The organism is Streptomyces sp. NBC_01750 (assembly GCF_035918095.1).
Classification (GTDB): domain Bacteria; phylum Actinomycetota; class Actinomycetes; order Streptomycetales; family Streptomycetaceae; genus Streptomyces.
In genome coordinates, this window is sequence record NZ_CP109137.1 from 6,079,835 (window position 1) to 6,102,344 (window position 22,510).

Annotated in this window: 21 protein-coding genes; all 21 read left to right on the plus strand. The window is 68.0% G+C overall.

Translation table 11 applies throughout. From position 1 onward, the window contains the following. The first annotated feature begins 365 nt into the window (after window positions 1–365). Entirely contained in the window at window positions 366–1,283 is a 918-nt protein-coding gene (gene thrB / locus OG966_RS27800) for a homoserine kinase (RefSeq protein ID WP_326652616.1), read from the plus strand. 385 nt (window positions 1,284–1,668) lie between these two features. Continuing rightward, complete coding sequence (gene rho / locus OG966_RS27805; RefSeq protein ID WP_326652617.1) at window positions 1,669–3,714, plus strand: transcription termination factor Rho; 2,046 nt, start codon at window positions 1,669–1,671, stop codon at window positions 3,712–3,714. Window positions 3,715–4,021: 307 nt separating this feature from the next. After that, entirely contained in the window at window positions 4,022–5,779 is a 1,758-nt protein-coding gene (locus OG966_RS27810) for a trypsin-like serine protease (RefSeq protein WP_326652618.1), read from the plus strand. 184 nt (window positions 5,780–5,963) lie between these two features. Beyond that, the gene (locus tag OG966_RS27815; protein ID WP_326652619.1) at window positions 5,964–7,082 is read left to right on the plus strand and encodes an LCP family protein; all 1,119 of its coding nucleotides are present in this window, start codon (window positions 5,964–5,966) and stop codon (window positions 7,080–7,082) included. Window positions 7,083–7,221: 139 nt separating this feature from the next. After that, window positions 7,222–7,446 (plus strand): 50S ribosomal protein L31, encoded by a 225-nt coding sequence (rpmE, locus tag OG966_RS27820; protein ID WP_326652620.1) that lies wholly within the window; start codon window positions 7,222–7,224, stop codon window positions 7,444–7,446. Between the two features lie 114 nt (window positions 7,447–7,560). Then, entirely contained in the window at window positions 7,561–8,640 is a 1,080-nt protein-coding gene (gene prfA / locus OG966_RS27825; RefSeq protein ID WP_326652621.1) for a peptide chain release factor 1, read from the plus strand. A 34-nt stretch (window positions 8,641–8,674) separates the two neighbouring features. Next, window positions 8,675–9,556: a peptide chain release factor N(5)-glutamine methyltransferase gene (gene prmC, locus OG966_RS27830; RefSeq protein WP_326652622.1), complete on the plus strand. Its 882-nt coding sequence runs from the start codon at window positions 8,675–8,677 to the stop codon at window positions 9,554–9,556. A 56-nt stretch (window positions 9,557–9,612) separates the two neighbouring features. Then, on the plus strand, window positions 9,613–10,260 hold the full coding sequence (locus OG966_RS27835) for an L-threonylcarbamoyladenylate synthase (protein ID WP_326652623.1): 648 nt from the start codon (window positions 9,613–9,615) through the stop codon (window positions 10,258–10,260). After that, window positions 10,257–10,928 carry an arsenate reductase/protein-tyrosine-phosphatase family protein gene (locus OG966_RS27840; RefSeq protein WP_406731027.1) on the plus strand — a complete coding sequence of 224 codons (672 nt, stop codon included), beginning with the start codon at window positions 10,257–10,259 and terminating at the stop codon, window positions 10,926–10,928. Before OG966_RS27835 ends, OG966_RS27840 begins: the two co-directional genes overlap by 4 nt. A 196-nt stretch (window positions 10,929–11,124) precedes the next feature. Next, a complete protein-coding gene (gene glyA / locus OG966_RS27845) occupies window positions 11,125–12,396 on the plus strand; it encodes a serine hydroxymethyltransferase (protein ID WP_326652624.1) in 1,272 nt (423 codons plus the stop codon). A gap of 106 nt (window positions 12,397–12,502) precedes the next feature. Next, window positions 12,503–13,834 (plus strand): MraY family glycosyltransferase, encoded by a 1,332-nt coding sequence (locus OG966_RS27850; protein ID WP_326652625.1) that lies wholly within the window; start codon window positions 12,503–12,505, stop codon window positions 13,832–13,834. Between the two features lie 264 nt (window positions 13,835–14,098). After that, entirely contained in the window at window positions 14,099–14,536 is a 438-nt protein-coding gene (locus tag OG966_RS27855) for a hypothetical protein (protein WP_326652626.1), read from the plus strand. A 225-nt stretch (window positions 14,537–14,761) separates the two neighbouring features. Next, on the plus strand, window positions 14,762–15,583 hold the full coding sequence (atpB, locus tag OG966_RS27860; RefSeq protein WP_326652627.1) for a F0F1 ATP synthase subunit A: 822 nt from the start codon (window positions 14,762–14,764) through the stop codon (window positions 15,581–15,583). A 74-nt stretch (window positions 15,584–15,657) separates the two neighbouring features. After that, complete coding sequence (gene atpE, locus OG966_RS27865; protein WP_326652629.1) at window positions 15,658–15,888, plus strand: ATP synthase F0 subunit C; 231 nt, start codon at window positions 15,658–15,660, stop codon at window positions 15,886–15,888. A gap of 42 nt (window positions 15,889–15,930) precedes the next feature. Beyond that, window positions 15,931–16,485, plus strand: a complete 555-nt coding sequence (locus OG966_RS27870) for a F0F1 ATP synthase subunit B (protein WP_326652630.1) — start codon at window positions 15,931–15,933, stop codon at window positions 16,483–16,485. Beyond that, on the plus strand, window positions 16,482–17,297 hold the full coding sequence (locus tag OG966_RS27875) for a F0F1 ATP synthase subunit delta (protein ID WP_326652631.1): 816 nt from the start codon (window positions 16,482–16,484) through the stop codon (window positions 17,295–17,297). The genes OG966_RS27870 and OG966_RS27875 overlap by 4 nt, the downstream gene beginning before the upstream one ends. 140 nt (window positions 17,298–17,437) lie before the next feature. After that, on the plus strand, window positions 17,438–19,033 hold the full coding sequence (gene atpA / locus OG966_RS27880) for a F0F1 ATP synthase subunit alpha (protein WP_326652633.1): 1,596 nt from the start codon (window positions 17,438–17,440) through the stop codon (window positions 19,031–19,033). Window positions 19,034–19,053: 20 nt separating this feature from the next. After that, entirely contained in the window at window positions 19,054–19,971 is a 918-nt protein-coding gene (locus OG966_RS27885) for a F0F1 ATP synthase subunit gamma (RefSeq protein WP_326652635.1), read from the plus strand. Then, complete coding sequence (atpD, locus tag OG966_RS27890) at window positions 19,972–21,423, plus strand: F0F1 ATP synthase subunit beta (protein ID WP_326652636.1); 1,452 nt, start codon at window positions 19,972–19,974, stop codon at window positions 21,421–21,423. Window positions 21,424–21,532: 109 nt separating this feature from the next. After that, window positions 21,533–21,907: a F0F1 ATP synthase subunit epsilon gene (locus OG966_RS27895; RefSeq protein ID WP_326652638.1), complete on the plus strand. Its 375-nt coding sequence runs from the start codon at window positions 21,533–21,535 to the stop codon at window positions 21,905–21,907. A 133-nt stretch (window positions 21,908–22,040) separates the two neighbouring features. Further along, a complete protein-coding gene (locus tag OG966_RS27900) occupies window positions 22,041–22,487 on the plus strand; it encodes a DUF2550 domain-containing protein (protein ID WP_326652639.1) in 447 nt (148 codons plus the stop codon). Window positions 22,488–22,510 lie beyond the last annotated feature (23 nt).

Consider the following 22,510-nt stretch of genomic DNA (forward strand, 5'->3'; position numbering starts at 1 on the left):
GAGCCCTGCGCGGGAAGCCCCGCCCAGAGCCCCGAGCGAACGTCGCGGTAAGGCTCCGGGTACTCGGGTAATGCTCTGGGTAAAGGTCTGGCATAGGGCTCTGCCGCAGAGCCCCGCCCTGCCTTCCCGGGGCGCACCTGAGAAAGCATGGCAAGCCGGACAACGGTGTACGTAGGGGCACAGGAGACTTACGACACGCATCGTGCGCCTCCCGTGCGCCCTATGTCGCCACTCAGCCATCCTTCGCTACGCTGTACCTGATCCCGCCCCGCCGCATATGCCGCGGTGTTGTTGCCGTTACGGCCCACGGGTGTTCGTAACTCTCGAAAAATCTCGCAGTCAGAACCAAGGAGTGTCATCGAGCGATGGCCGGTCCAGCGTTCCGCGCCGCCGCCGTCCGAGTGCGCGTCCCCGCCACCAGCGCCAATCTCGGCCCGGGCTTCGATGCCCTCGGGCTGTCCCTTGGGCTGTATGACGACGTGGTCGTCCGGGTCGCGGACTCCGGTCTGCACATCGACATCGCGGGTGAGGGCGCCACGACGCTTCCCCGCGACGAAAGCCATCTGCTCGTACGTTCCCTGCGTACGGCCTTCGACCTGCTCGGCGGACAGCCGCGCGGCCTCGAGGTCGTCTGCGCCAACCGCATCCCGCACGGGCGCGGTCTGGGCTCGTCGTCGGCAGCCATCTGCGCCGGCATCGTCGCCGCCCGCGCCGTGACCATAGGCGGCGACGCCAGGCTCGACGACGAGGCGCTGCTCGAACTCGCCACCGAGATCGAGGGGCATCCCGACAATGTCGCCGCGTGTCTGCTCGGCGGCTTCACGCTCGCCTGGACCGACGGCGGAGCGGCGCGCGCCATCAGGATGGATCCTTCCGATTCCGTCGTTCCGGTGGTTTTCGTCCCTGGCAAGCCGGTGCTTACCGAGACGGCGCGCGGGCTGCTTCCGCGCAGCGTCCCCCATGTGGACGCAGCCGCCAACGCGGGCCGCGCCGCCCTCCTCGTCGAGGCGCTGACCAGGCGCCCCGAGCTGCTGCTGCCCGCCACGGAGGACCGGCTCCACCAGGAGTACCGCGCCCCGGCGATGCCGCAGAGCGTGGAACTGGTCAACCGACTGCGCGCCGACGGCGTCCCTGCGGTCATCTCCGGCGCCGGCCCGACGGTGCTCGCGCTGACCGAGGACGGTGTGGCCGACAAGGTCGCACGGCTGGCGGGCGAGGGGTGGGCGGCCAACCGGCTCACCTTCGACGTCGCGGGAGCGAGTGTTCTGCCGCTCGCCCCGTAGCGACACCAAGATTGCCGGTGATGGAGAGGGGGAATGTTTGTTGGAGCCGGTAGTGTTAACCTCAAGTCTGCACCCGACGTTTTTGTGGCGCGGTGCTTAGCGTCCCCATTCGGGACCAACATTCTTCCGGGAGCCTCCCCGACTGCCTGAGCAGCCTGCCTGAGCAGCTTCGAGCACGCTCCGGAAACGGCACGAAACCCCTCGCTTTTCCAGGAGTGGGCCGAGCAGGGGGAACCTCGGGCCGGGTTTTGCACGTATATCTCTCCGCCGTTAATTGCCGGCGGGACCACCGCTCCGACACGGTCCGCAAGCCAGGACCGCCGTCGGACAGCACAACCGGTCGCCGAGCCAGAAGGCCGACGTCCGCTCCAGGGAAGGACCCTTCGTGAGCGACACCACCGATCTGATGGGCGTGACTGCCGACAACAACGTCGACACCGCCGCGCCCGCCGCAGGTGCTGCCTCTGGCACCACCTCACGGCGCCGCCGCTCCGGCACCGGCCTCGAGGGCATGGTCCTGGCCGAGCTGCAGCAGGTCGCGTCCGGCCTCGGGATCAGGGGCACTGCGCGGATGCGCAAGAGCCAGCTGATCGAGGTCATCAAGGAGGCGCAGGCGGGCGGGGGCTCGTCCGCGCCGAAGAGCGCCGAGGCGGGCACCGGCGAGGCCGAGACCAAGCCGAAGCGGCGCGCCACCTCCAAGGCGCGCACGGGCGACGAGTCCACGGCCGCTGCCGAGAAGGCGGACAAGGCCGAGAAGGCCGTCGCGCAGCAGCAGATCGACATTCCCGGTCAGCCGGCCAGCGACGACCAGCCGGCCGGTGAGCGCCGCCGTCGTCGGGCCACCGCCCAGGCGGGCAGCCCGGACACCAAGACCGAGGCCAAGGCAGAGGCCAGGACCGAGACGGCCGTCGACGTCAAGACGGACGCTCAGCCGGATGCCAAGGCAGAGGCCGCCGCCGACACCGCCGAGGGCCGGCGCGACCGCCAGGACCGGGGCCAGCGTGGCGAGCGTGGTGAGCGCGGCGGCGACCGCGGCGGCGAGCGCCGTGACCGTCAGCGCGACCGTCGCGGCAAGGGCGACGACCAGCAGGGCGGCCAGCGCCAGCAGCGTCAGGGCGGTCAGGGCGGCCAGGGCGGCCAGCAGGGTGGTCAGCAGGGCCCGCGTGCCGACGAGGCCGACGACGACTTCGAGGGCGGCCGGCGTGGACGCCGTGGCCGTTACCGCGACCGTCGTGGCCGTCGCGGCCGCGAGGACTCCTTCGGCAACGAGCCGCAGGTCTCCGAGGACGACGTCCTGATCCCCGTCGCGGGCATCCTGGACATCCTCGACAACTACGCGTTCATCCGGACCTCCGGCTACCTGCCGGGCCCGAACGACGTGTACGTCTCCCTCGCCCAGGTCCGCAAGAACGGCCTGCGCAAGGGCGACCACGTCACCGGCGCGGTGCGGCAGCCGAAGGAGGGCGAGCGCCGTGAGAAGTTCAACGCGCTCGTACGCCTGGACTCGGCGAACGGCATGGCGGCCGAATCCGGCCGCGGGCGCCCGGAGTTCCAGAAGCTGACCCCGCTGTACCCGCAGGACCGACTGCGCCTCGAGACCGACCCGGGCATCCTGACGACCCGGATCATCGACCTCGTCGCGCCGATCGGCAAGGGCCAGCGAGGCCTGATCGTGGCCCCGCCGAAGACCGGCAAGACCATGATCCTGCAGGCGATCGCCAACGCGATCACCGTCAACAGCCCCGAGTGCCACCTGATGGTCGTCCTGGTCGACGAGCGTCCGGAAGAGGTCACCGACATGCAGCGGTCGGTGAAGGGCGAGGTCATCTCCTCGACCTTCGACCGCCCGGCCGAGGACCACACCACCGTCGCCGAGCTGGCCATCGAGCGCGCCAAGCGCCTCGTCGAGCTGGGTCACGACGTGGTCGTGCTGCTGGACTCGATCACCCGCCTGGGCCGTGCGTACAACCTCGCGGCGCCGGCCTCCGGCCGCATCCTGTCCGGTGGTGTCGACTCGACCGCGCTCTACCCGCCGAAGCGCTTCTTCGGTGCCGCGCGGAACATCGAGGACGGCGGCTCGCTGACCATCCTGGCCACCGCGCTGGTCGAGACCGGCTCGCGCATGGACGAGGTGATCTTCGAGGAGTTCAAGGGCACCGGCAACATGGAGCTCAAGCTCGACCGGAAGCTCTCGGACAAGCGCATCTTCCCGGCGGTGGACGTGGACGCGTCCAGCACCCGTAAGGAAGAGATCCTGCTCGGCAGCGACGAGCTCGCCGTCACCTGGAAGCTGCGCCGGGTGCTGCACGCGCTCGACCAGCAGCAGGCGATCGAGCTGCTTCTGGACAAGATGAAGCAGACGAAGTCGAATGCCGAATTCCTGCTGCAGATCCAGAAGACGACTCCGTCCGCCGGAAACGGCAACGACTGACGTTCCTTCGCAGTGAACGAGACCGCCCCGGCACGGAAGTGACGGGGCGGTCTCGTTTTCACGTACGCCCCACCAGCCGCTGGTCAACGCGCAGTTGACGGGCGTAGCATGTCCTGGTTACTGGTGGGGGGGAATTCCGCCGCAGTACCGAGAGAGGCCGGGGGGCCTCGGATCCGGACTGCCCTGTTACTCGTCAGCCCCACCGCTACCCGTTTGTCTTCCGGTGGTGCGCCGTGCGCTCCGCCGGTTCAACCCGAGGGGTTACCGAGTGCAGATTCGCACCCGTGGTGGTCGGCACAAGCGCCGAATGAGAATCGCGGTCCCGGCCGCCGCCGCAGTCATCGCATTGGTCGGTACCGGCGTCGCCATGTCCGGCTCCCAGGCCGCCGAGGCCGGTCAGCAGCCGAAGATCAGCTACGACGCGACGAAGCCCACGGCGCCGTCCACCAAGGAACTGCGCGAGCGCGTCATCGACGCCATGGTGGCCGACGCCCGCGACACCAAGGCGCCCCGTGAGGCCGCGACCAACGCTCCGACGCGTGACCCGAGGATCATCGGCGGCAGCGAGACGACCATCTCCACCGCGCCGTGGATGGCCCAGGTCCACTACACGGACGACATGGGCACCCCTGACGACACCACCGACGACCTGGGCTACTTCTGCGGTGGTGTGGTGATCGCCCCGACGAAGGTCGCCACGGCGGCGCACTGCGTCAAGGGCCGCAAGTTCTACCAGGGCGGCGCCATCATCACCGGCACCGACCAGCTCCCCACGCAGGACACCGCCGGCAACTGGGACTTCCACGGCGGCAAGCTCGTCGGGGCGTACCGGCAGTGGAACCACCCGGGATACAGCAGCGCCACCATCGACAACGACGTGGCCGTCCTGACGCTGACCGAGCCGGTCGCCGTCAAGCCGCTGAAGATCGTGCAGCCCACCGACTCGGCGGTCTACACGCCGGGTACGGACGCGAAGGTGTACGGCTGGGGCCGCACCAGCTCCACCGAGCCCGGCATCTCGCAGACGCTCAAGACGGCCGACGCGGACATCAACTCCAACAGCACCTGCAGCGCCGCCTACCCCGGCGGATTCATCGCCGGCCACATGGTCTGTGCCGGCGCTCCGCCGACCGGCTCCGACGCGACCTCCGAGACCGCGTGCAACGGCGACTCCGGCGGCCCGCTGGTGGCCGGCGGCAAGCTCGTCGGCCTGGTGTCCTGGGGCGATGTGAACTGCTCGGCCGCGGGCAAGTACACGGTCTACGCGAAGGTGTCCACGTACTCCGCGCAGATCCAGTCGCGGGCGGACGACACCAACTGGAACAACGACCACACGGCCGACCTGCTGGCCCGCCGCGCCTCGGACAGCACGCTCTTCGGCTGGACCTCGAAGGTGACCGGCCTCACACGCACGTTCAACCACGGCAACTTCGGCGGCATCAACCTGATGGCGCAGAACGACCTGAACCGCGACGACTTCGGCGACATGCTGTACCGCGTCAGCAACGGCGACGTGTTCTGGGACCACTACAACCCGGCTCTCGACGAGTGGGAGTCCAAGCTGGTCGCCAAGGCCTGGGGCTCGTACAAGCAGATCCTGACGCCCGGCGATGTCACCGGCGACGACCTGCCCGACATGCTGGCGGTCAACTCCGCGGGCAAGCTCTACATCTACCCGGGCAAGGGCAACGGCGGCTTCGCCGCGCCGGTCCTGGTCGGCAGCGGCTGGGGCCAGTACGGCATGGTCCGCGGTCACGGTGACTTCACCGGCGACGGCAACGCCGACCTCCTCGCGCGTGCCTCCGACGGGCAGACGTACCTCTACAAGGGCACCGGCAACGTCTCCGCCGCCTTCGCGCCGCGGGTGCTGGTGGGCGCCTTCAGCAGCATGAACGCCCTTGTCACCACAGGTGACGTGAACAGCGACGGCAACGCCGACCTGCTCGCCCGTGACACCACCGGCAAGCTCTGGCTCTACCCCGGTAACGGAAAGTCCACGGGTGGGATCTTCGCCACACGTGTCGCCTTCGGTACCGGCTGGCAGGCGTACAACCTCTTCGGCTAAAGCCCCAGCGCACACGCCGACTTGTGCCCACCGCGCAGTGCGCGGTGGGCACCAGGCGTTTCTCAGGGGGCTCTCGGGCTCCTGTGCAACCCTTCATGGTGCTTCACCGTCTGACCAAGTGCCGACAAACCGCGCCTGAACACCACGGCAGGGGGTAGCGGGACCATAGAGAGCCGAGGAGAGCATGGGCGAGCAGAGCAGCACCGGAAGCCGAATACGCAGCCGCGGCAAGCGCCGTAAGCAGCCCAGCGGGGGCCGCCGGGCGCTGACCATCGCCGCGTGGTCCGCCGCGGGTCTGGTGCTGGTCGGTGGTTCCGGCCTCGGTTACGTCTACTTCAAGCTCAACGGCAACATCCAGGGCGTCGACATCAATGCCGCACTCGGCACCGACCGCCCCGAGAACGTCGACAACGGCTCCATGGACATTCTGGTCCTGGGCTCCGACTCCCGCTCCGGCGCGAACGCCGAGTACGGCGTCGACGAGGGCGCCGCCCGTTCCGACACCGCGATGATGGTGCACGTCTACGAGGGCCACAAGAAGGCCAGTGTCGTCTCCATCCCGCGCGACACCCTTGTCGAGCGACCGCGGTGTGCCGGCGAGAAGGGCTCATCCGCATCCGCATCCGTCTCCGGCGCGAAGCGCGCCATGTTCAACACCGCGTACGAGGTCGGCGGTCCGGCCTGCGCGGTGAAGACCGTCGAGAAGATGTCCGGCATCCGCATGGACCACTACGTCGAGGTCGACTTCACCGGCTTCAAGAAGCTCATCGACGAGCTGGGCGGCGTGGAGATCACCACCACCAAGCCGATCGACGACTCCAAGAGCCATCTGCACCTGAAGCCCGGGACGCACACCCTCAACGGGGAGAAGTCGCTCGGTCTCGTACGGACCCGCAAGAGCGTCGGCGACGGCAGCGACCTCGGCCGGATACAGCTCCAGCAGGCGTTCATGAAGGCGTTCATCAATCAGGTCAGGAACGTCGGCGTCTTCACCAACCCGAAGAAGCTCTACGACGTCGCCGACACCGGCACCAAGGCGATCACGCCCGATTCCGAGCTCGACTCCGTCAAGGAGCTGATGAGCTTCGCCAAGGGGCTCAGCGGTCTCGGCCCCCAGGACGTGCACATGATCACGATGCCGGTGGAGTACGACCCCGCCGACCCCAACCGCGTGATCCCGATCAAGACGGCCTCCCGGCAGGTCTGGACCGCGCTCAAGCAGGACAGGCCCATCCCCGCCTCCGCCGTCAAGGACTCCGCCGGCGACAAGGGCGCTGCCGGCTCCCTCGTGCAGAGCCGCTGAGCGCGGCAGGGAATACCTCCGGCCCGACCCCGGTTTTGGGAGATACGGCCGGTCCTGGCAGACTGGTACGTCGGCCCCGGTTCACGTACGAGCAATCCGCGTGTACGACCCGGTGCCCTCCCGAAACTAGGAGACACCCTTGAAGCGCGACATCCACCCCCAGTACGTCGAGACCCAGGTCAGCTGTACCTGTGGCGCGTCGTTCACCACCCGTAGCACCATCGAGTCCGGCAACGTCCGTGCCGAGGTCTGCTCCGAGTGCCACCCGTTCTACACGGGCAAGCAGAAGATCCTCGACACCGGTGGCCGTGTGGCCCGCTTCGAGGCCCGCTTCGGCAAGGCTGCCGGCTCCGCCAAGAAGTAGCGAGCCACTGCGCCGGCCCTTGGCCGCCCCTGCTCGGGGTGGCCGAGGCCGGCGCTTTGTCCATTCTGAGCAGCAATCCTTTCGTGTACTCGCGTACAAAACCAGGAGCACCCGATGTTCGAGGCGGTCGAGGAACTGATCGGCGAGCACGCCGATCTTGAGAAGAAGCTCGCCGACCCTTCGGTCCACGCGGACCAGGCGAACGCGCGCAAGCTCAACAAGCGTTACGCCGAGCTGACCCCGATCATCGGCACGTACCGCTCCTGGAAGCAGACCGGGGAAGACATCCAGACCGCGCGTGAACTGGCCGTCGACGACCCGGACTTCGCCGCCGAGGTCAAAGAGCTGGACAAACAGCGCGACGAGCTCACCGAGAAGCTGCGGCTGCTGCTCGTGCCGCGCGACCCCAGCGACGACAAGGACGTCATCCTCGAGGTCAAGGCCGGCGCGGGCGGCGACGAGTCCGCCCTGTTCGCCGGTGACCTGCTCCGGATGTATCTGCGCTACGCGGAGCGCGTCGGCTGGAAGACCGAGATCATCGACGCCACCGAGTCCGAGCTGGGCGGCTACAAGGACGTCCAGGTCGCGGTGAAGACCAAGGGCGGCCAGGGCGCGACCGAGCCGGGACAGGGCGTCTGGGCGCGGCTGAAGTACGAGGGCGGAGTGCACCGCGTGCAGCGGGTGCCGGCCACCGAGTCCCAGGGCCGTATCCACACCTCTGCGGCAGGCGTTCTGGTGACGCCCGAGGCGGAGGAGATCGACGTCGAGATCTACGCCAACGACCTGCGGATCGACGTCTACCGCTCGTCGGGCCCCGGCGGCCAGTCCGTCAACACCACCGACTCCGCGGTGCGCATCACGCATCTGCCGACCGGCATCGTCGCTTCCTGCCAGAACGAGAAGAGCCAGCTCCAGAACAAGGAGCAGGCGATGCGTATCCTGCGCTCCAGGCTGCTTGCCGCGGCACAGGAGGAGGCGGAGAAGGAGGCGTCGGACGCCCGCCGCAGCCAGGTCCGTACGGTCGACCGTTCCGAGAAGATCCGGACGTACAACTTCCCGGAAAACCGGATCTCCGACCACCGCGTCGGCTTCAAGGCGTACAACTTGGACCAGGTGCTCGACGGGGATCTGGACGCCATGATCCAGGCCTGTGTCGACGCCGACTCCGCCGCCAAGCTCGCCGCCGCCCAGTAAGCCCAGTACACCGCCCCAGCCCCGGAGGACCAGCGTGCAGCTAACTCCCGGGGGACGACCCCCGTCCCCCCGTTCTGTGCTGCTTGCCGAGGTGGCCCAGGCCACCCAGCGGCTGGCCGACGCCGGCGTGCCCTCGCCGCGCTTCGACGCGGAGGAGCTCGCCGCGTTCGTGCACGGCGTGAAGCGGGGAGAGCTGCACAACGTCAAGGACACGGACTTCGACGCCCGTTACTGGGAGGCGGTCGCCCGCCGCGAGGCCCGTGAGCCGCTCCAGCACATCACCGGACGCGCCTTCTTCCGCTTCCTCGAACTGCAGGTCGGCCCGGGCGTCTTCGTACCGCGCCCGGAGACCGAGTCGGTCGTCGGCTGGGCCATAGACGCCGTACGGGCCATGGATGTCGTCGAGCCGCTCATCGTCGATCTGTGTACGGGCTCCGGGGCCATCGCGCTCGCCATGGCGCAGGAGGTGCCGCGCTCGCGCGTGCACGGTGTGGAGCTCTCCGAGGACGCGCTGCGGTGGACCCGCAAGAACGCCGAGGGCTCCCGCGTCACCGTGCACCAGGGCGACGCGCTGACCGCTCTGCCGGAGCTCGACGGCCAGGTCGACCTGGTCATCTCCAACCCGCCGTACATCCCGCTCACCGAGTGGGAGTATGTCGCGCCCGAGGCCCGTGACCACGACCCGGGCATGGCGCTCTTCTCCGGCGAGGACGGCCTGGACACCATCCGCGGTATCGAGCGGACCGCTCACCGGCTGCTGCGGCCCGGCGGCCTGGTGGTCATCGAGCACGCCGACACCCAGGGCGGCCAAGTGCCGTGGATCTTCAACGAGGAGGCCGGATGGGCGGACGCGGCCGACCATCCCGACCTGAACCGGCGGCCGCGCTTCGCGACCGCACGCAAGGCCATGCCGTGACCGGCAATCCTGACCCGCAGCATCATCTCCAGACCCTGTCCGAGGAGGGCCGTTAAATGGCACGGCGATACGACTGCAACGACGCGACCGACCGTACGACTGGTCTGCGTGAAGCCGCGTCGGCCGTTCGCCGCGGCGAGCTTGTCGTGCTGCCCACCGACACCGTGTACGGGATCGGTGCGGACGCCTTCGGTTCCGAGGCAGTCTCCGACCTGCTGGCGGCCAAGGGGCGCGGCCGCAATATGCCCACCCCTGTCCTCATCGGCTCCCCGAACACCCTGCACGGCCTGGTCACCGACTTCTCCGAGCAGGCCTGGGAGCTGGTCGACGCCTTCTGGCCGGGCGCGCTGACCCTCGTCACCAAGCACCAGCCCTCGCTGCAGTGGGACCTGGGCGACACCCGGGGCACCGTCGCGATCCGGATGCCGCTGCACCCGGTCGCGATCGAGCTGCTCACCGAGGTCGGCCCGATGGCCGTCTCCAGCGCCAACCTCACCGGACATCCGGCGCCGGAGGACTGTGACGCCGCGCAGGAGATGCTCGGCGACTCGGTCTCGGTCTACCTGGACGGCGGCCCGACGCCGGGCATCGTCCCGTCCTCGATCGTCGACGTCACCGGCAAGGTCCCGGTCCTGCTGCGCGAGGGGGCGCTCTCACCGGACGAGCTGCGCAAGGTCGTACCCGACCTCGAGGTGGCCAATTGACCGTCCCTGAGGGGCGTGGCATAGCGGAATCCTGGGGGTCCCCCCGGGCGGAGTCCGGGGGAGACACCTCCACTTTCCGCATCCTCCACGTCAGCACCGGCAACGTCTGCCGCTCGCCGATCACCGAGCGGCTGACCCGCCATGCCCTGAGCGACCGCCTCGGCGATCCGCTGACGGGTGGCCTGATCGTGGAGAGCGCCGGCACCTGGGGCCACGAAGGCGCCCCGATGGAGGCCAACGCCGAGATCGTCCTGGCCGATTTCGGCGCGGACGCGACCGGTTTCGTCGGCCGCGAACTCCTCGACGAGCATGTGATCCGTGCCGACCTCGTCCTCACCGCGACGCGGGACCACCGCGCGCAGGTGATCTCGATGGGTCACTCGGCGGGCCTGCGGACCTTCACGCTCAAGGAGTTCACCCGGCTTGTACGGGCGATCGACCCGGCAACATTGCCGGAGCCGCGCGAGGGCGTCGTCGAGCGTGCTCGTGCCCTGGTCAGAGCGGCGGCGGCGCTGCGCGGCTGGCTGCTCGCCCCGAGCCCGGACGCCGACGAGGTCTACGACCCCTACGGCGCGCCGATCACGTTCTTCCGCTCGATCGGCGACGAGATCAACCAGGCGCTGGACCCTGTGGTGACGGCCCTGACGGGGGTCTCGGCGCGTCACTGACGGCTCGCCCGGACGATCGGCGCGCATCGCGCGTCGCACCGGCCTACATTGGTTTCCACTGGGATTCACCCTCGCGAGGACGATCCGCTCAGCCTGCCGAACTCCCCGGCCGGGGGGCCGGGCCCGCGGCGTCGGTCGCTGGTAGCACCGTCCCCGGGAGGACACAGTTACGGCCCGCCCACGCCTGGAGCCACAGATGCCGGTCACCGCTGCACCAGACGCCGCCCGCATCACCACCCCCGGCGCGGATTTCGAAGCCCTGCGCCGACAGGACCCGCAGATCGCCGAAGTGGTCCTGGGAGAGCTTGGACGGCAGAGCGACAGTCTCCAGCTCATCGCCGCCGAGAACTTCACCTCACCCGCGGTCCTCGCCGCCCTCGGCTCCCCGCTCGCCAACAAGTACGCCGAGGGCTACCCCGGCGCCCGCCACCACGGCGGCTGCGAGCTGGTCGACGCGGCCGAGCGGATCGCCGTCGAGCGTGCCACCGCTCTCTTCGGCGCCGAACACGCCAATGTGCAGCCGCACTCCGGCTCCTCAGCGGTCCTCGCGGCGTACGCGGCGCTGTTCAAGCCAGGCGACACCGTGCTCGCCATGGGACTGCCGTACGGGGGGCATCTCACCCACGGATCGCCCGCGAACTTCTCCGGACGCTGGTTCGACTTCGTCGGTTACGGCGTCGACGCCGAGACCGGACTGATCGACTACGACCAGGTGCGCGTCCTGGCCCGGCAGCACCGACCCAAGGCCATCGTCTGCGGCTCGATCTCCTACCCCCGCCATCCCGACTACGCAGCCTTGCGCGAGATCGCGGACGAGGCGGACGCCTATCTGATCGCCGATGCCGCGCACCCGATGGGCCTGATCGCCGGCGGCGCGGCCCCCAGCCCCGTCCCGTACGCCGATGTGGTGTGCGCCACCACCCACAAAGTGCTGCGCGGGCCACGCGGCGGGATGATCCTCTGCGGTTCCGCCCTGGCCGCACGCATCGACCGGGCGGTCTTCCCCTTCACCCAGGGCGGCGCCCAGATGCACACGATCGCCGCCAAGGCCGTCGCCTTCGGTGAGGCGGCGACGCCCGCCTTCGCGGCGTACGCCCATCAGGTCGTCGCCAATGCGCGGGTACTGGCCGACGGACTCGAGGCGGAGGGCTTCGCGGTGCTGACCGGCGGCACCGACACCCATCTGATCAGCGCGGATCCAGCTCCGCTGGGTGTGGAGGGCAAGGTGGCCCGCGGCCGTCTCGCCGCGGCGGGTATGGTCCTCGACACCTGCGCACTGCCGTACGGGGACGGGCGCGGCATCCGGCTGGGCACCGCTGCCGTCACCACCCAGGGCATGCGCGAGGCGGAGATGGCGCGGATCGCGGCACTCTTCACGGCGGCGATGCGTGAGGACGGCGAGGAGGCGAGGAAGATCCGTGCGGAGGTGCGTGAGCTGACGGGTAGATTTCCGCCTTATCAGGGGTAGCCGGTACGTCGTGCAACCGTCGTCGGTCCCCGTATGTCCTCAAGCATGTGGCTACCAGAGCTAGGGTGTGGGGCTGAGATGGCCAGCGATTCCTGTGGGGCAGCCCGTGCGTGATTACCTGCTGACGCTCTGTGTCACGGCTGCGGTGACGTATCTGCTGACCGGGCCGGTGCGGAAGTTCGCCATCGCGACCGGTGCGATGCCGCAGATCCGCGCCCGCGATGTACACCGAGAGCCGACACCGAGACTCGGCGGCATCGCCATGTTCTTCGGCCTGTGCGCGGGCCTGCTCGTCGCCGACCATCTGCAGAACCTCAACAGCGTCTTCGAGCTGTCCAACGAACCGCGCGCACTGCTCTCCGGCGCGGCGCTGATCTGGATCATCGGTGTTCTCGACGACAAGTTCGAGATCGACGCCCTGATCAAGCTCGGCGGCCAGATGATCGCCGCGGGTGTGATGGTGATGCAGGGTCTGACGATCCTGTGGATCCCCGTGCCCGGCGTCGGCACCGTCTCGCTGACCCAGTGGCAGGGCACCCTGCTGACCGTCGCCCTCGTCGTCATCACCATCAACGCGGTGAACTTCGTGGACGGCCTGGACGGCCTCGCCGCCGGCATGGTCTGCATCGCCGCCGCGGCCTTCTTCCTGTACGCGTACCGGATCTGGTTCAGCTACGGCATCGAGGCCGCCGCTCCCGCGACTCTGTTCACCGCGATCCTGATGGGCATGTGCCTGGGCTTCCTGCCGCACAACATGCACCCCGCGCGGATCTTCATGGGTGACTCGGGATCGATGCTGATCGGTCTGGTGCTCGCGGCGGCCGCGATCTCGGTGACAGGACAGGTGGACCCGGACGCCCTGAAGATCTTCGAGGGCAGCACTCGCCAGGCCACGCACGCGGCGCTGCCGGTCTTCATCCCGCTGCTGCTGCCGCTGACGATCATCGCGATCCCGGTCGCGGACCTGGTGCTCGCGATCGTCCGCCGTACCTGGAACGGGCAGTCGCCGTTCGCGGCGGACCGTGGCCATCTGCACCACCGGCTGCTGGAGATCGGACACTCGCACAGCCGCGCGGTCCTGATCATGTACTTCTGGTCGGCGCTGATCGCGTTCGGTGTCGTCGCGTACTCGGTGCACTCGGCGTCGATGTGGAGCGTTCTGCTCATTGTGGCGCTGAGCGCTGTGGGCCTGGTGCTTCTGCTGCTGCCGCGCTTCACTCCGCGCGCCCCGCGCTGGGCGGAGGGTTTCGTTCCGCCGCGTTACCGGCGCCGCGAGGTGCTTCCGGAGTCCTCTGTTCCGGCGCTTGCGTACGAGCCGGAGGCGTCGGAGGGGGCGCCCGAGGAGCGGCCCCCCGTTCCGGCGGGCGTCAACGGAGCGACTGCTATCGGCCCCCGTTCGCGTTTCCCGGACCGGCGGAAGGCCGGAACCCGCGGGTGACGTGTCTCTGCATGTCCGCCCATTACCAGACATGGCGACCAGTTTGAGTGCACACACGCGCGCACTCACTCTCATGTGTGACAGTCAGCACACCGCTCAGGTAAAGACCTCATCAAATAGTTTGTGATACCGTTCACGAGACCCGGAGACGAGCCGAGGGATCGTAGTGCGACGGTTCTTTGGCCCCGAGGACCCAACTCGGACCGGGCCTACGCTCGTCCATGACGACACCACTGCCCCCACCAAGCAAGCGGAGCTGCCGCCATGCCGTCCAACGACGTCCGGACTCTCCTTCGAGTCGCCGTACCCACCGCTGTCGCCGGCGCTGTTGCCGTCGGGATCAGCGCGTTGGTTGCCGGTGGTAAGGGAGCTCTCGGCGCTGTTGTTGCGACGTTGATCGTGATCCTCTTCATGGGGATCGGGCTGGTGGTCCTGGAGCGGACGGCCAAGTCGCTTCCGCATCTGTTCCAGGCCATGGGGCTCATGCTCTATACGGCACAGATTCTGCTGCTGTTCATCTTTGTCGCCGCGTTCAAGAACACCACGTTGTTCAACCCCAAGGCCTTCGCGATCACGCTGGTCGCAGCGACCCTCGTGTGGATCGCCGCGCAGACCCGTGCGCACATGAAGGCCAAAATCCTTTATGTCGAACCGGACTCCTCCGAGGGCAAGAAGCCCGAGAACAAGGGGTCTTCCTCGTGAGGGGTAGGGCCGGTATAAGCGGGCGTTCGCGATCCTGCTATCGTCCGGTGCCAACTGCGGCACTGCGGGCGCGGGCATCTGAGCTGACGCCTGCTCAATCGCGAGGCTCCCTGCCTGCCAGCCGCCCCCACATTCGTAACACCAGTCCAGTGCCGATCAGCGGCTGTGCGCCGCGCCGACACAACGAGGTTGCCGTACCTATGCGCCACGCTGAAGGAGCCCGCGGTGAGTGCTGACCCGACGACGGTGCTCGCCTTCGAGACCGACTGCCACATCTTCTCCGGTTGTGGTTTCCCGGCTCCCGGCTTGCATTCGTTCCTGTTCGAGCCGATCTTCGGCAATGCGGACAGCAACATCTACTTCAACAAGACGATGCTGCTGGCCCTGCTCGGCTCGGTCATCATCGTCGGCTTCTTCTGGGCGGCCTTCCGCAAGCCGAAGGTCGTTCCCGGCAAGCTCCAGATGGTCGCCGAGACCGGCTACGATTTCGTCCGCCGAGGCATCGTCTACGAGATCATCGGCAAGAAGGCCGGCGAGAAGTACGTCCCGCTGATGGTCTCGCTCTTCTTCTTCGTCTGGATGATGAACCTCTGGTCGATCATTCCGCTCGCCCAGTTCCCGGTGACGGCGATCATCGCCTACCCGGCTGGTCTCGCGGCCATCGTCTATGTGATCTGGATGACCCTGACCTTCAAGAAACACGGCTTTGTCGGCGGCTTCAAGAATCTGACCGGCTACGACAAGTCGCTCGGCGCGATTCTGCCGCTGGTCGTCGTCATCGAGTTCTTCTCGAACGTGCTGGTCCGCCCCTTCACGCACGCGGTCCGACTCTTCGCGAACATGTTCGCGGGACACACGCTCCTGCTGCTTTTCACGATCGCCAGCTGGTACCTGCTGAACGGAATCGGCATCGCCTACGCCGGCGTCTCGTTCGTGATGGTCCTGGTCATGACCCTCTTCGAGCTTTTCATCCAAGCGGTTCAGGCATACGTCTTCGTGCTCCTGGCCTGCAGCTTCATCCAGGGCGCGCTCGCCGAGCACCACTGACCGCCCACCCCTGAACCCCATTGTCGTCCGGTGGCCAACCCCCACCGGTCCGTGAAAGAGAAGGAAGAACTGGCATGTCCCAGACCCTTGCTGCCGTCACCGGCTCCCTCGGCTCCATCGGTTACGGCCTCGCCGCCATCGGCCCCGGCGTCGGCGTCGGCATCATCTTCGGTAACGGCACCCAGGCTCTTGCTCGCCAGCCCGAAGCGGCCGGCCTGATCCGCCAGAACCAGATTCTCGGCTTCGCCTTCTGTGAGGCGCTCGCCCTCATCGGTCTGGTCATGCCGTTCGTCTACGGCCAGTGATCTTCGGATCCACGACCAGCCAACTAGACGAAAGGCACTGATGTGAACCCTCTGGTTCCTCTCGCAGCCGCGGAGGTGGAGAGCCCTCTCATTCCGCCGCTGCCCGAGCTCGTCATCGGCCTCATCGCCTTTGTCATCGTCTTCGGTTTCCTCGCCAAGAAGCTCCTCCCGAACATCAACAAGGTTCTGGAAGAGCGCCGAGAGGCCATCGAGGGTGGCATCGAGAAGGCTGATGCGGCCAAGATCGAAGCCGAGAGTGTGCTCGAGCAGTACAAGGCTCAGCTCGCCGAGGCCCGCCACGAGGCCGCTCGTATGCGCCAGGAGGCGACCGAGCAGGGCGCCGCGATCATCCAGGAGATGAGGGCGGAAGGCCAGCGGCAGCGTGAGGAGATCATCGCTGCCGGTCACGCCCAGATCGAGGCCGACCGCAAGACCGCGGCCGCGGCGCTGCGTCAGGACGTGGGCAAGCTCGCCACCGAACTGGCCGGCAAGATCGTCGGTGAGTCCCTCGAGGACTACGCCCGACAGAGCCGCACCATCGACCGCTTCCTCGAGGCTCTCGAGGACGGCGCTTCGAAGGCCGAGGCCACGCGATGAACGGAGCGAGCCGCGAGGCACTGGCTACCGCACGCGAGTCTCTCGACGCGCTGACCGACAACACGTCGGTCGACGTGGCGAAGCTCGCCGAGGAGCTGGCCGCCGTCACCGCGCTGCTCCACCGTGAGGTGTCGTTGCGTCGGGTCCTGACCGACCCGGCGCAGTCCGGCGAGGCCAAGGCCGAGCTGGTCAGGCGGCTGCTGAGCGGTCAGGTGGGCAGCGAAGCCGTCGACCTGCTCGCGGGCATGGTCCGCTCCCGCTGGTCGCGGTCGCGCGATCTGGTCGACGCGGTCGAGGAGCTGGCGGCCACCGCCGACCTCACCGCGGCGCAGCGGGCCGGTGCTCTCGACGACGTCGAGGACGAGCTGTTCCGGTTCGGCCGGATCGTCGCCTCCAGCGTCGAGCTGCGTGCCGCGCTGACCGACAGGTCTGCGCCGGCGTCCGCCAAGGGCGGCCTGGTGCGCGGGCTGCTCGACGGCAAGGCGAATCCGGTCACCGAGCGGCTGGTCGTCCGTCTTGTGACCCAGCCCCGGGGACGTAGCCTGGAAGCTGGACTCGAGTCCCTGTCCAAGCTCGCCGCGGCGCGCCGGGACCGGATGGTCGCGGTCGTCACCTCGGCGGTGCCGCTGACCGATGAGCAGAAGCAGCGCCTCGGCGCCCGTCTGTCTCGCATCTACGGCCGAGAGATGCACCTCAACCTCGACGTGGACCCCGAGGTCCTCGGCGGAGTGCAGGTGCGCGTCGGCGACGAGCTGATCGACGGCACCACCGCGGCACGTCTCGCCGAGGCGGGCCGCCGCATCGCCGGCTGACCAGCCACCAACTGAACAAGCAGTACGAAGCAGTACGAGCGGCCCGGTTGGGCCGTGCAGAGATTGCAGAAGATTCCTGGGGGTCGGCCCCCAGACCCCCTAAGAAACTTCGGGCCCAACAAGGAGAGCAGGGAACCCAGATGGCGGAGCTCACGATCCGGCCGGAGGAGATCCGGGATGCGCTGGAGAACTTTGTCCAGTCGTACCAGCCGGACGCGGCCTCGCGCGAGGAGGTCGGTACGGTCAGCGTTGCCGGTGACGGCATCGCGAAGGTCGAGGGCCTTCCCTCGGCCATGGCGAACGAGCTGCTGAAGTTCGAGGACGGAACCCTCGGTCTCGCCCTCAACCTCGAGGAGCGCGAGATCGGTGCGATCGTCCTCGGTGAGTTCAGCGGTATCGAGGAGGGCCAGCCGGTGCAGCGCACCGGTGAGGTGCTCTCCGTCGGCGTCGGCGAGGGCTACCTCGGCCGCGTTGTCGACCCGCTCGGCAACCCGATCGACGGCCTCGGCGAGATCGCGACCGACAGTCGCCGCGCCCTCGAGCTGCAGGCTCCGGGCGTCATGGTCCGTAAGTCGGTGCACGAGCCCATGCAGACCGGCTACAAGGCCGTTGACGCCATGGTGCCGATCGGCCGCGGCCAGCGTCAGCTGATCATTGGTGACCGTCAGACCGGCAAGACCGCTCTGGCTGTCGACACGATCATCAACCAGCGCGACAACTGGCGCTCCGGTGACGTGAAGAAGCAGGTCCGCTGCATCTACGTCGCCATCGGTCAGAAGGGCTCCACCATCGCGTCCGTGCGCGGTGCGCTGGAGGAGGCAGGCGCCCTCGAGTACACGACGATCGTCGCGGCTCCGGCGTCCGACCCGGCCGGCTTCAAGTACCTCGCCCCGTACACCGGTTCGGCCATCGGCCAGCACTGGATGTACCAGGGCAAGCACGTCCTGATCATCTTCGACGACCTGTCGAAGCAGGCCGACGCCTACCGCGCCGTGTCGCTGCTGCTGCGCCGCCCGCCGGGCCGCGAGGCCTACCCGGGCGACGTCTTCTACCTGCACTCGCGTCTGCTGGAGCGCTGCGCCAAGCTCTCCGACGACATGGGCGCCGGTTCGATGACGGGTCTGCCGATCGTCGAGACCAAGGCGAACGACGTGTCGGCGTTCATCCCGACCAACGTCATCTCCATCACCGACGGTCAGTGCTTCCTGGAGTCCGACCTGTTCAACGCCGGCCAGCGTCCGGCCCTGAACGTCGGTATCTCGGTCTCCCGTGTCGGTGGCTCCGCCCAGCACAAGGCCATGAAGCAGGTCTCCGGCCGGCTTCGCGTGGACCTCGCCCAGTACCGTGAGCTCGAGGCGTTCGCCTCCTTCGGCTCCGACCTGGACGCGGCCTCCAAGGCCTCGCTGGAGCGCGGTAAGCGCATGGTCGAGCTGCTGAAGCAGGGCCAGTACCAGCCCATGCCCGTCGAGGAGCAGGTCGTCTCCGTCTGGGCCGGCACCACCGGCAAGATGGACGACGTCCCGGTCGCCGACATCCGCCGCTTCGAGACCGAGCTGCTCGAGTTCCTGCGCCGCGAGCGCAAGGAGCTTCTGACCAGCATCGCCGAGGGCGGCAAGATGTCCGACGACACGCTGCAGTCGATCGCAGACGCCATCACCGCCTTCAAGCGGCAGTTCGAGACCTCGGACGGCAAGCTTCTGGGCGAAGACGCGCCGGCCGTCAACGTCTCCAAGTGACGACGGAAGGGACCTGACTCATGGGAGCCCAGCTCCGGGTCTACAAGCGTCGCATCAAATCCGTCACCGCGACCAAGAAGATCACCAAGGCGATGGAGATGATCGCCGCCTCGCGCATCGTCAAGGCGCAGCGCCAGGTGGCGGCCTCCACGCCGTACGCGACCGAGCTCACCCGCGCGGTCACCGCGGTGGCCACCGGGTCGAACACCAAGCACCCTCTGACCACCGAGGCGGACGCCCCGACCCGCGCCGCGGTACTGCTCATCACGAGCGACCGTGGTCTGGCCGGCGGCTACTCCTCCAACGCCATCAAGGCGGCGGAGCAGCTCACCGAGCGGCTCCGTGGTGAGGGCAAGGAGGTCGACACGTACATCGTCGGCCGCAAGGGTGTCGCCTACTACGGCTTCCGCGAGCGCAAGATCGCGGAATCGTGGAGTGGCTTCACGGACAACCCGACGTACGCGGACGCCAAGAAGGTCGCGGCTCCGCTCATCGAGGCCGTCCAGCAGGACACGGCCGAGGGCGGCGTGGACGAGCTCCACATCGTCTTCACCGAGTTCATCTCGATGCTGACGCAGACGCCGGTACAGAACCGGCTGCTGCCCCTCAGCCTCGAGCAGGCGGCCGAGGAGTCCGGTACGAAGGGCGAAATCCTTCCGCTGTTCGACTTCGAGCCGTCGGCGGAGGACGTCCTCGACGCCCTGCTGCCGCGGTACGTCGAGAGCCGGATCTACAACGCGCTGCTTCAGGCCGCTGCTTCCAAGCACGCTGCCACCCGCCGCGCGATGAAGTCGGCGACCGACAACGCCGGAGAGCTCATCAAGACCCTCTCCCGGCTTGCCAACGCGGCCCGCCAGGCCGAAATCACCCAGGAAATCAGCGAGATCGTCGGTGGCGCCAGCGCCCTGGCCGACGCGACCGCGGGGAGTGACAAGTAAGTGACGACGACTACCGAGAACGAAGTGACGGCCGCCGCCACGGGCCGCGTCGCCCGGGTCATCGGCCCGGTCGTCGACGTGGAGTTCCCCGTCGACGCGATGCCCGAGATCTACAACGCGCTGACCGTTGAGGTCGCCGACCCGGCCGAGGACGGCAAGCTCAAGAAGCTGACCCTCGAGGTCGCCCAGCACCTGGGCGAGGGCGTGGTCCGCGCGATCTCGATGCAGCCCACCGACGGTCTGGTCCGCCAGGCCACGGTGACGGACACCGGCAACGGCATCACGGTGCCGGTCGGCGAAATCACCAAGGGCAAGGTGTTCAACACCCTCGGTGAGATCCTGAACGTGGACCCGTCCACGGTCGAGGTCACCGAGCGCTGGCCGATCCACCGCAAGGCGCCCTCCTTCGACCAGCTCGAGTCCAAGACCGAGATGTTCGAGACCGGCGTCAAGGTCATCGACCTTCTCACCCCGTACGTCAAGGGTGGAAAGATCGGTCTGTTCGGTGGTGCCGGTGTCGGCAAGACCGTTCTGATCCAGGAAATGATCTACCGCGTCGCCAACAACCACGACGGTGTGTCGGTGTTCGCGGGCGTCGGTGAGCGTACCCGTGAGGGCAACGACCTCATCGAGGAAATGACCGAGTCCGGCGTCATCGACAAGACGGCGCTTGTCTTCGGTCAGATGGACGAGCCCCCGGGCACCCGTCTCCGTGTCGCGCTTGCCGGTCTGACCATGGCGGAGTACTTCCGCGATGTGCAGAAGCAGGACGTGCTCTTCTTCATCGACAACATCTTCCGTTACACCCAGGCCGGCTCCGAGGTCTCCACGCTGCTCGGCCGTATGCCGTCCGCGGTGGGTTACCAGCCGAACCTGGCTGACGAGATGGGTCTGCTGCAGGAGCGCATCACGTCGACCCGCGGTCACTCGATCACCTCGATGCAGGCGATCTACGTCCCCGCGGACGACCTGACCGACCCGGCGCCGGCGACCACCTTCGCCCACCTGGACGCGACGACCGTTCTGTCGCGTCCGATCTCGGAGAAGGGCATCTACCCGGCGGTCGACCCGCTGGACTCGACGTCCCGCATCCTGGACCCGCGGTACATCGCGGCGGACCACTACAACGCCGCCATGCGCGTCAAGGGGATCCTCCAGAAGTACAAGGACCTCCAGGACATCATCGCGATTCTCGGTATCGACGAGCTGGGCGAGGAGGACAAGCTCGTTGTCCACCGTGCCCGTCGCGTCGAGCGCTTCCTGTCGCAGAACACCCACGTCGCCAAGCAGTTCACCGGCGTGGACGGTTCGGACGTGCCGCTCGACGAGTCGATCGCCGCGTTCAACTCGATCTGCGACGGTGAGTACGACCACTTCCCCGAGCAGGCGTTCTTCATGTGCGGTGGCATTGAGGACCTCAAGGCCAACGCCAAGGAGCTCGGCGTCTCCTGAGTCCCGTGACTCCGTGAGAGGGGCGGGTGTCCCGCCCCTCTCACTACGCCTACTAGAATTTGACCCAACACCCGGCAGAACCGCCGGGTGGTGACCCGAGGAGCCACCCTTGGCTGCTGAGCTGCATGTCGAGCTGGTCGCCGCGGACCGACAGGTCTGGTCCGGCGAGGCCACCCTGGTCGTCGCGCGCACCGCGTCCGGCGATATCGGCGTCATGCCCGGTCACCAGCCGCTGCTCGGTGTGCTGGAATCGGGCCCGGTGACCATTCGTACGAGCGAAGGCGGGACCGTCGTCGCTGCTGTCCACGGAGGATTCATCTCCTTCGCGGACAACAAGCTCTCTCTGCTGGCGGAGATCGTCGAGCTCGCGGACGAGATCGACGCACAGCGCGCCGAGCGGGCGCTGGAGCGCGCCAAGTCGGACGAGGACGCCGCCGCAGAGCGGCGCGCCGATGTCCGTCTGCGCGCGGTGGCGGTGCGCTAGGCGCCCCGCCGACAGTTTCCGTCTCAGCCGCGGCCCGGCCTGGAACTCTCCAGAGCGTGCCGCGGCTGAGGCAATGCAGGTGAAGGTACGAGCGGAATTCCCGTTACTGGACGATGCGAGGAGGTCGGTGGAGATGTTCCTCGCTCTTCTTGTGGGCGGCCTGGTCGTCGCACTGGTGGTGATCGGGCTTTTCGTCTTCGGGCTGCGCCGGCGGCTGATCCAGCGCTCCGGCGGCACCTTCGACTGCAGCCTCCGCTGGAACATCCCGGAGGAGACCGATGTCTCCGGCAAGGGATGGGTGTACGGCGTCGCCCGCTACAGCGGTGACCGGATCATGTGGTTTCGGGTTTTCTCGTACGCCCCACGCCCGCGCCGCTTCCTGGAGCGCTCGGCCATCGAGGTCGTCGCACGCCGTACGCCCGAGGGTGAGGAGGAGCTGGCGCTGCTGTCCGACGCGGTCGTGCTCGTCTGTCGCCACCGCGGGACACGCCTGGAGCTGGCGATGAGTGAGGACGCGCTCACCGGCTTCCTTGCCTGGCTCGAGGCGGCTCCGCCCGGCCAACGAGTCAATGTGGCATAGATAGGCTGTCTCGTTGGGTGGGG

What these genes read in the sequence shown, in the direction of transcription:
- thrB (WP_326652616.1), top strand. Translation starts at nt 366, where the DNA reads ATGGCCGGTCCAGCGTTCCGCGCCGCCGCCGTCCGAGTGCGCGTCCCC.
- OG966_RS27810 (WP_326652618.1), top strand. Translation starts at nt 4,022, where the DNA reads ATGAGAATCGCGGTCCCGGCCGCCGCCGCAGTCATCGCATTGGTCGGT.
- OG966_RS27815 (WP_326652619.1), top strand. Translation starts at nt 5,964, where the DNA reads ATGGGCGAGCAGAGCAGCACCGGAAGCCGAATACGCAGCCGCGGCAAG.
- prfA (WP_326652621.1), top strand. Translation starts at nt 7,561, where the DNA reads ATGTTCGAGGCGGTCGAGGAACTGATCGGCGAGCACGCCGATCTTGAG.
- OG966_RS27835 (WP_326652623.1), top strand. Translation starts at nt 9,613, where the DNA reads ATGGCACGGCGATACGACTGCAACGACGCGACCGACCGTACGACTGGT.
- glyA (WP_326652624.1), top strand. Translation starts at nt 11,125, where the DNA reads ATGCCGGTCACCGCTGCACCAGACGCCGCCCGCATCACCACCCCCGGC.
- OG966_RS27855 (WP_326652626.1), top strand. Translation starts at nt 14,099, where the DNA reads ATGCCGTCCAACGACGTCCGGACTCTCCTTCGAGTCGCCGTACCCACC.
- atpE (WP_326652629.1), top strand. Translation starts at nt 15,658, where the DNA reads ATGTCCCAGACCCTTGCTGCCGTCACCGGCTCCCTCGGCTCCATCGGT.
- OG966_RS27875 (WP_326652631.1), top strand. Translation starts at nt 16,482, where the DNA reads ATGAACGGAGCGAGCCGCGAGGCACTGGCTACCGCACGCGAGTCTCTC.
- atpA (WP_326652633.1), top strand. Translation starts at nt 17,438, where the DNA reads ATGGCGGAGCTCACGATCCGGCCGGAGGAGATCCGGGATGCGCTGGAG.
- OG966_RS27885 (WP_326652635.1), top strand. Translation starts at nt 19,054, where the DNA reads ATGGGAGCCCAGCTCCGGGTCTACAAGCGTCGCATCAAATCCGTCACC.
- OG966_RS27900 (WP_326652639.1), top strand. Translation starts at nt 22,041, where the DNA reads ATGTTCCTCGCTCTTCTTGTGGGCGGCCTGGTCGTCGCACTGGTGGTG.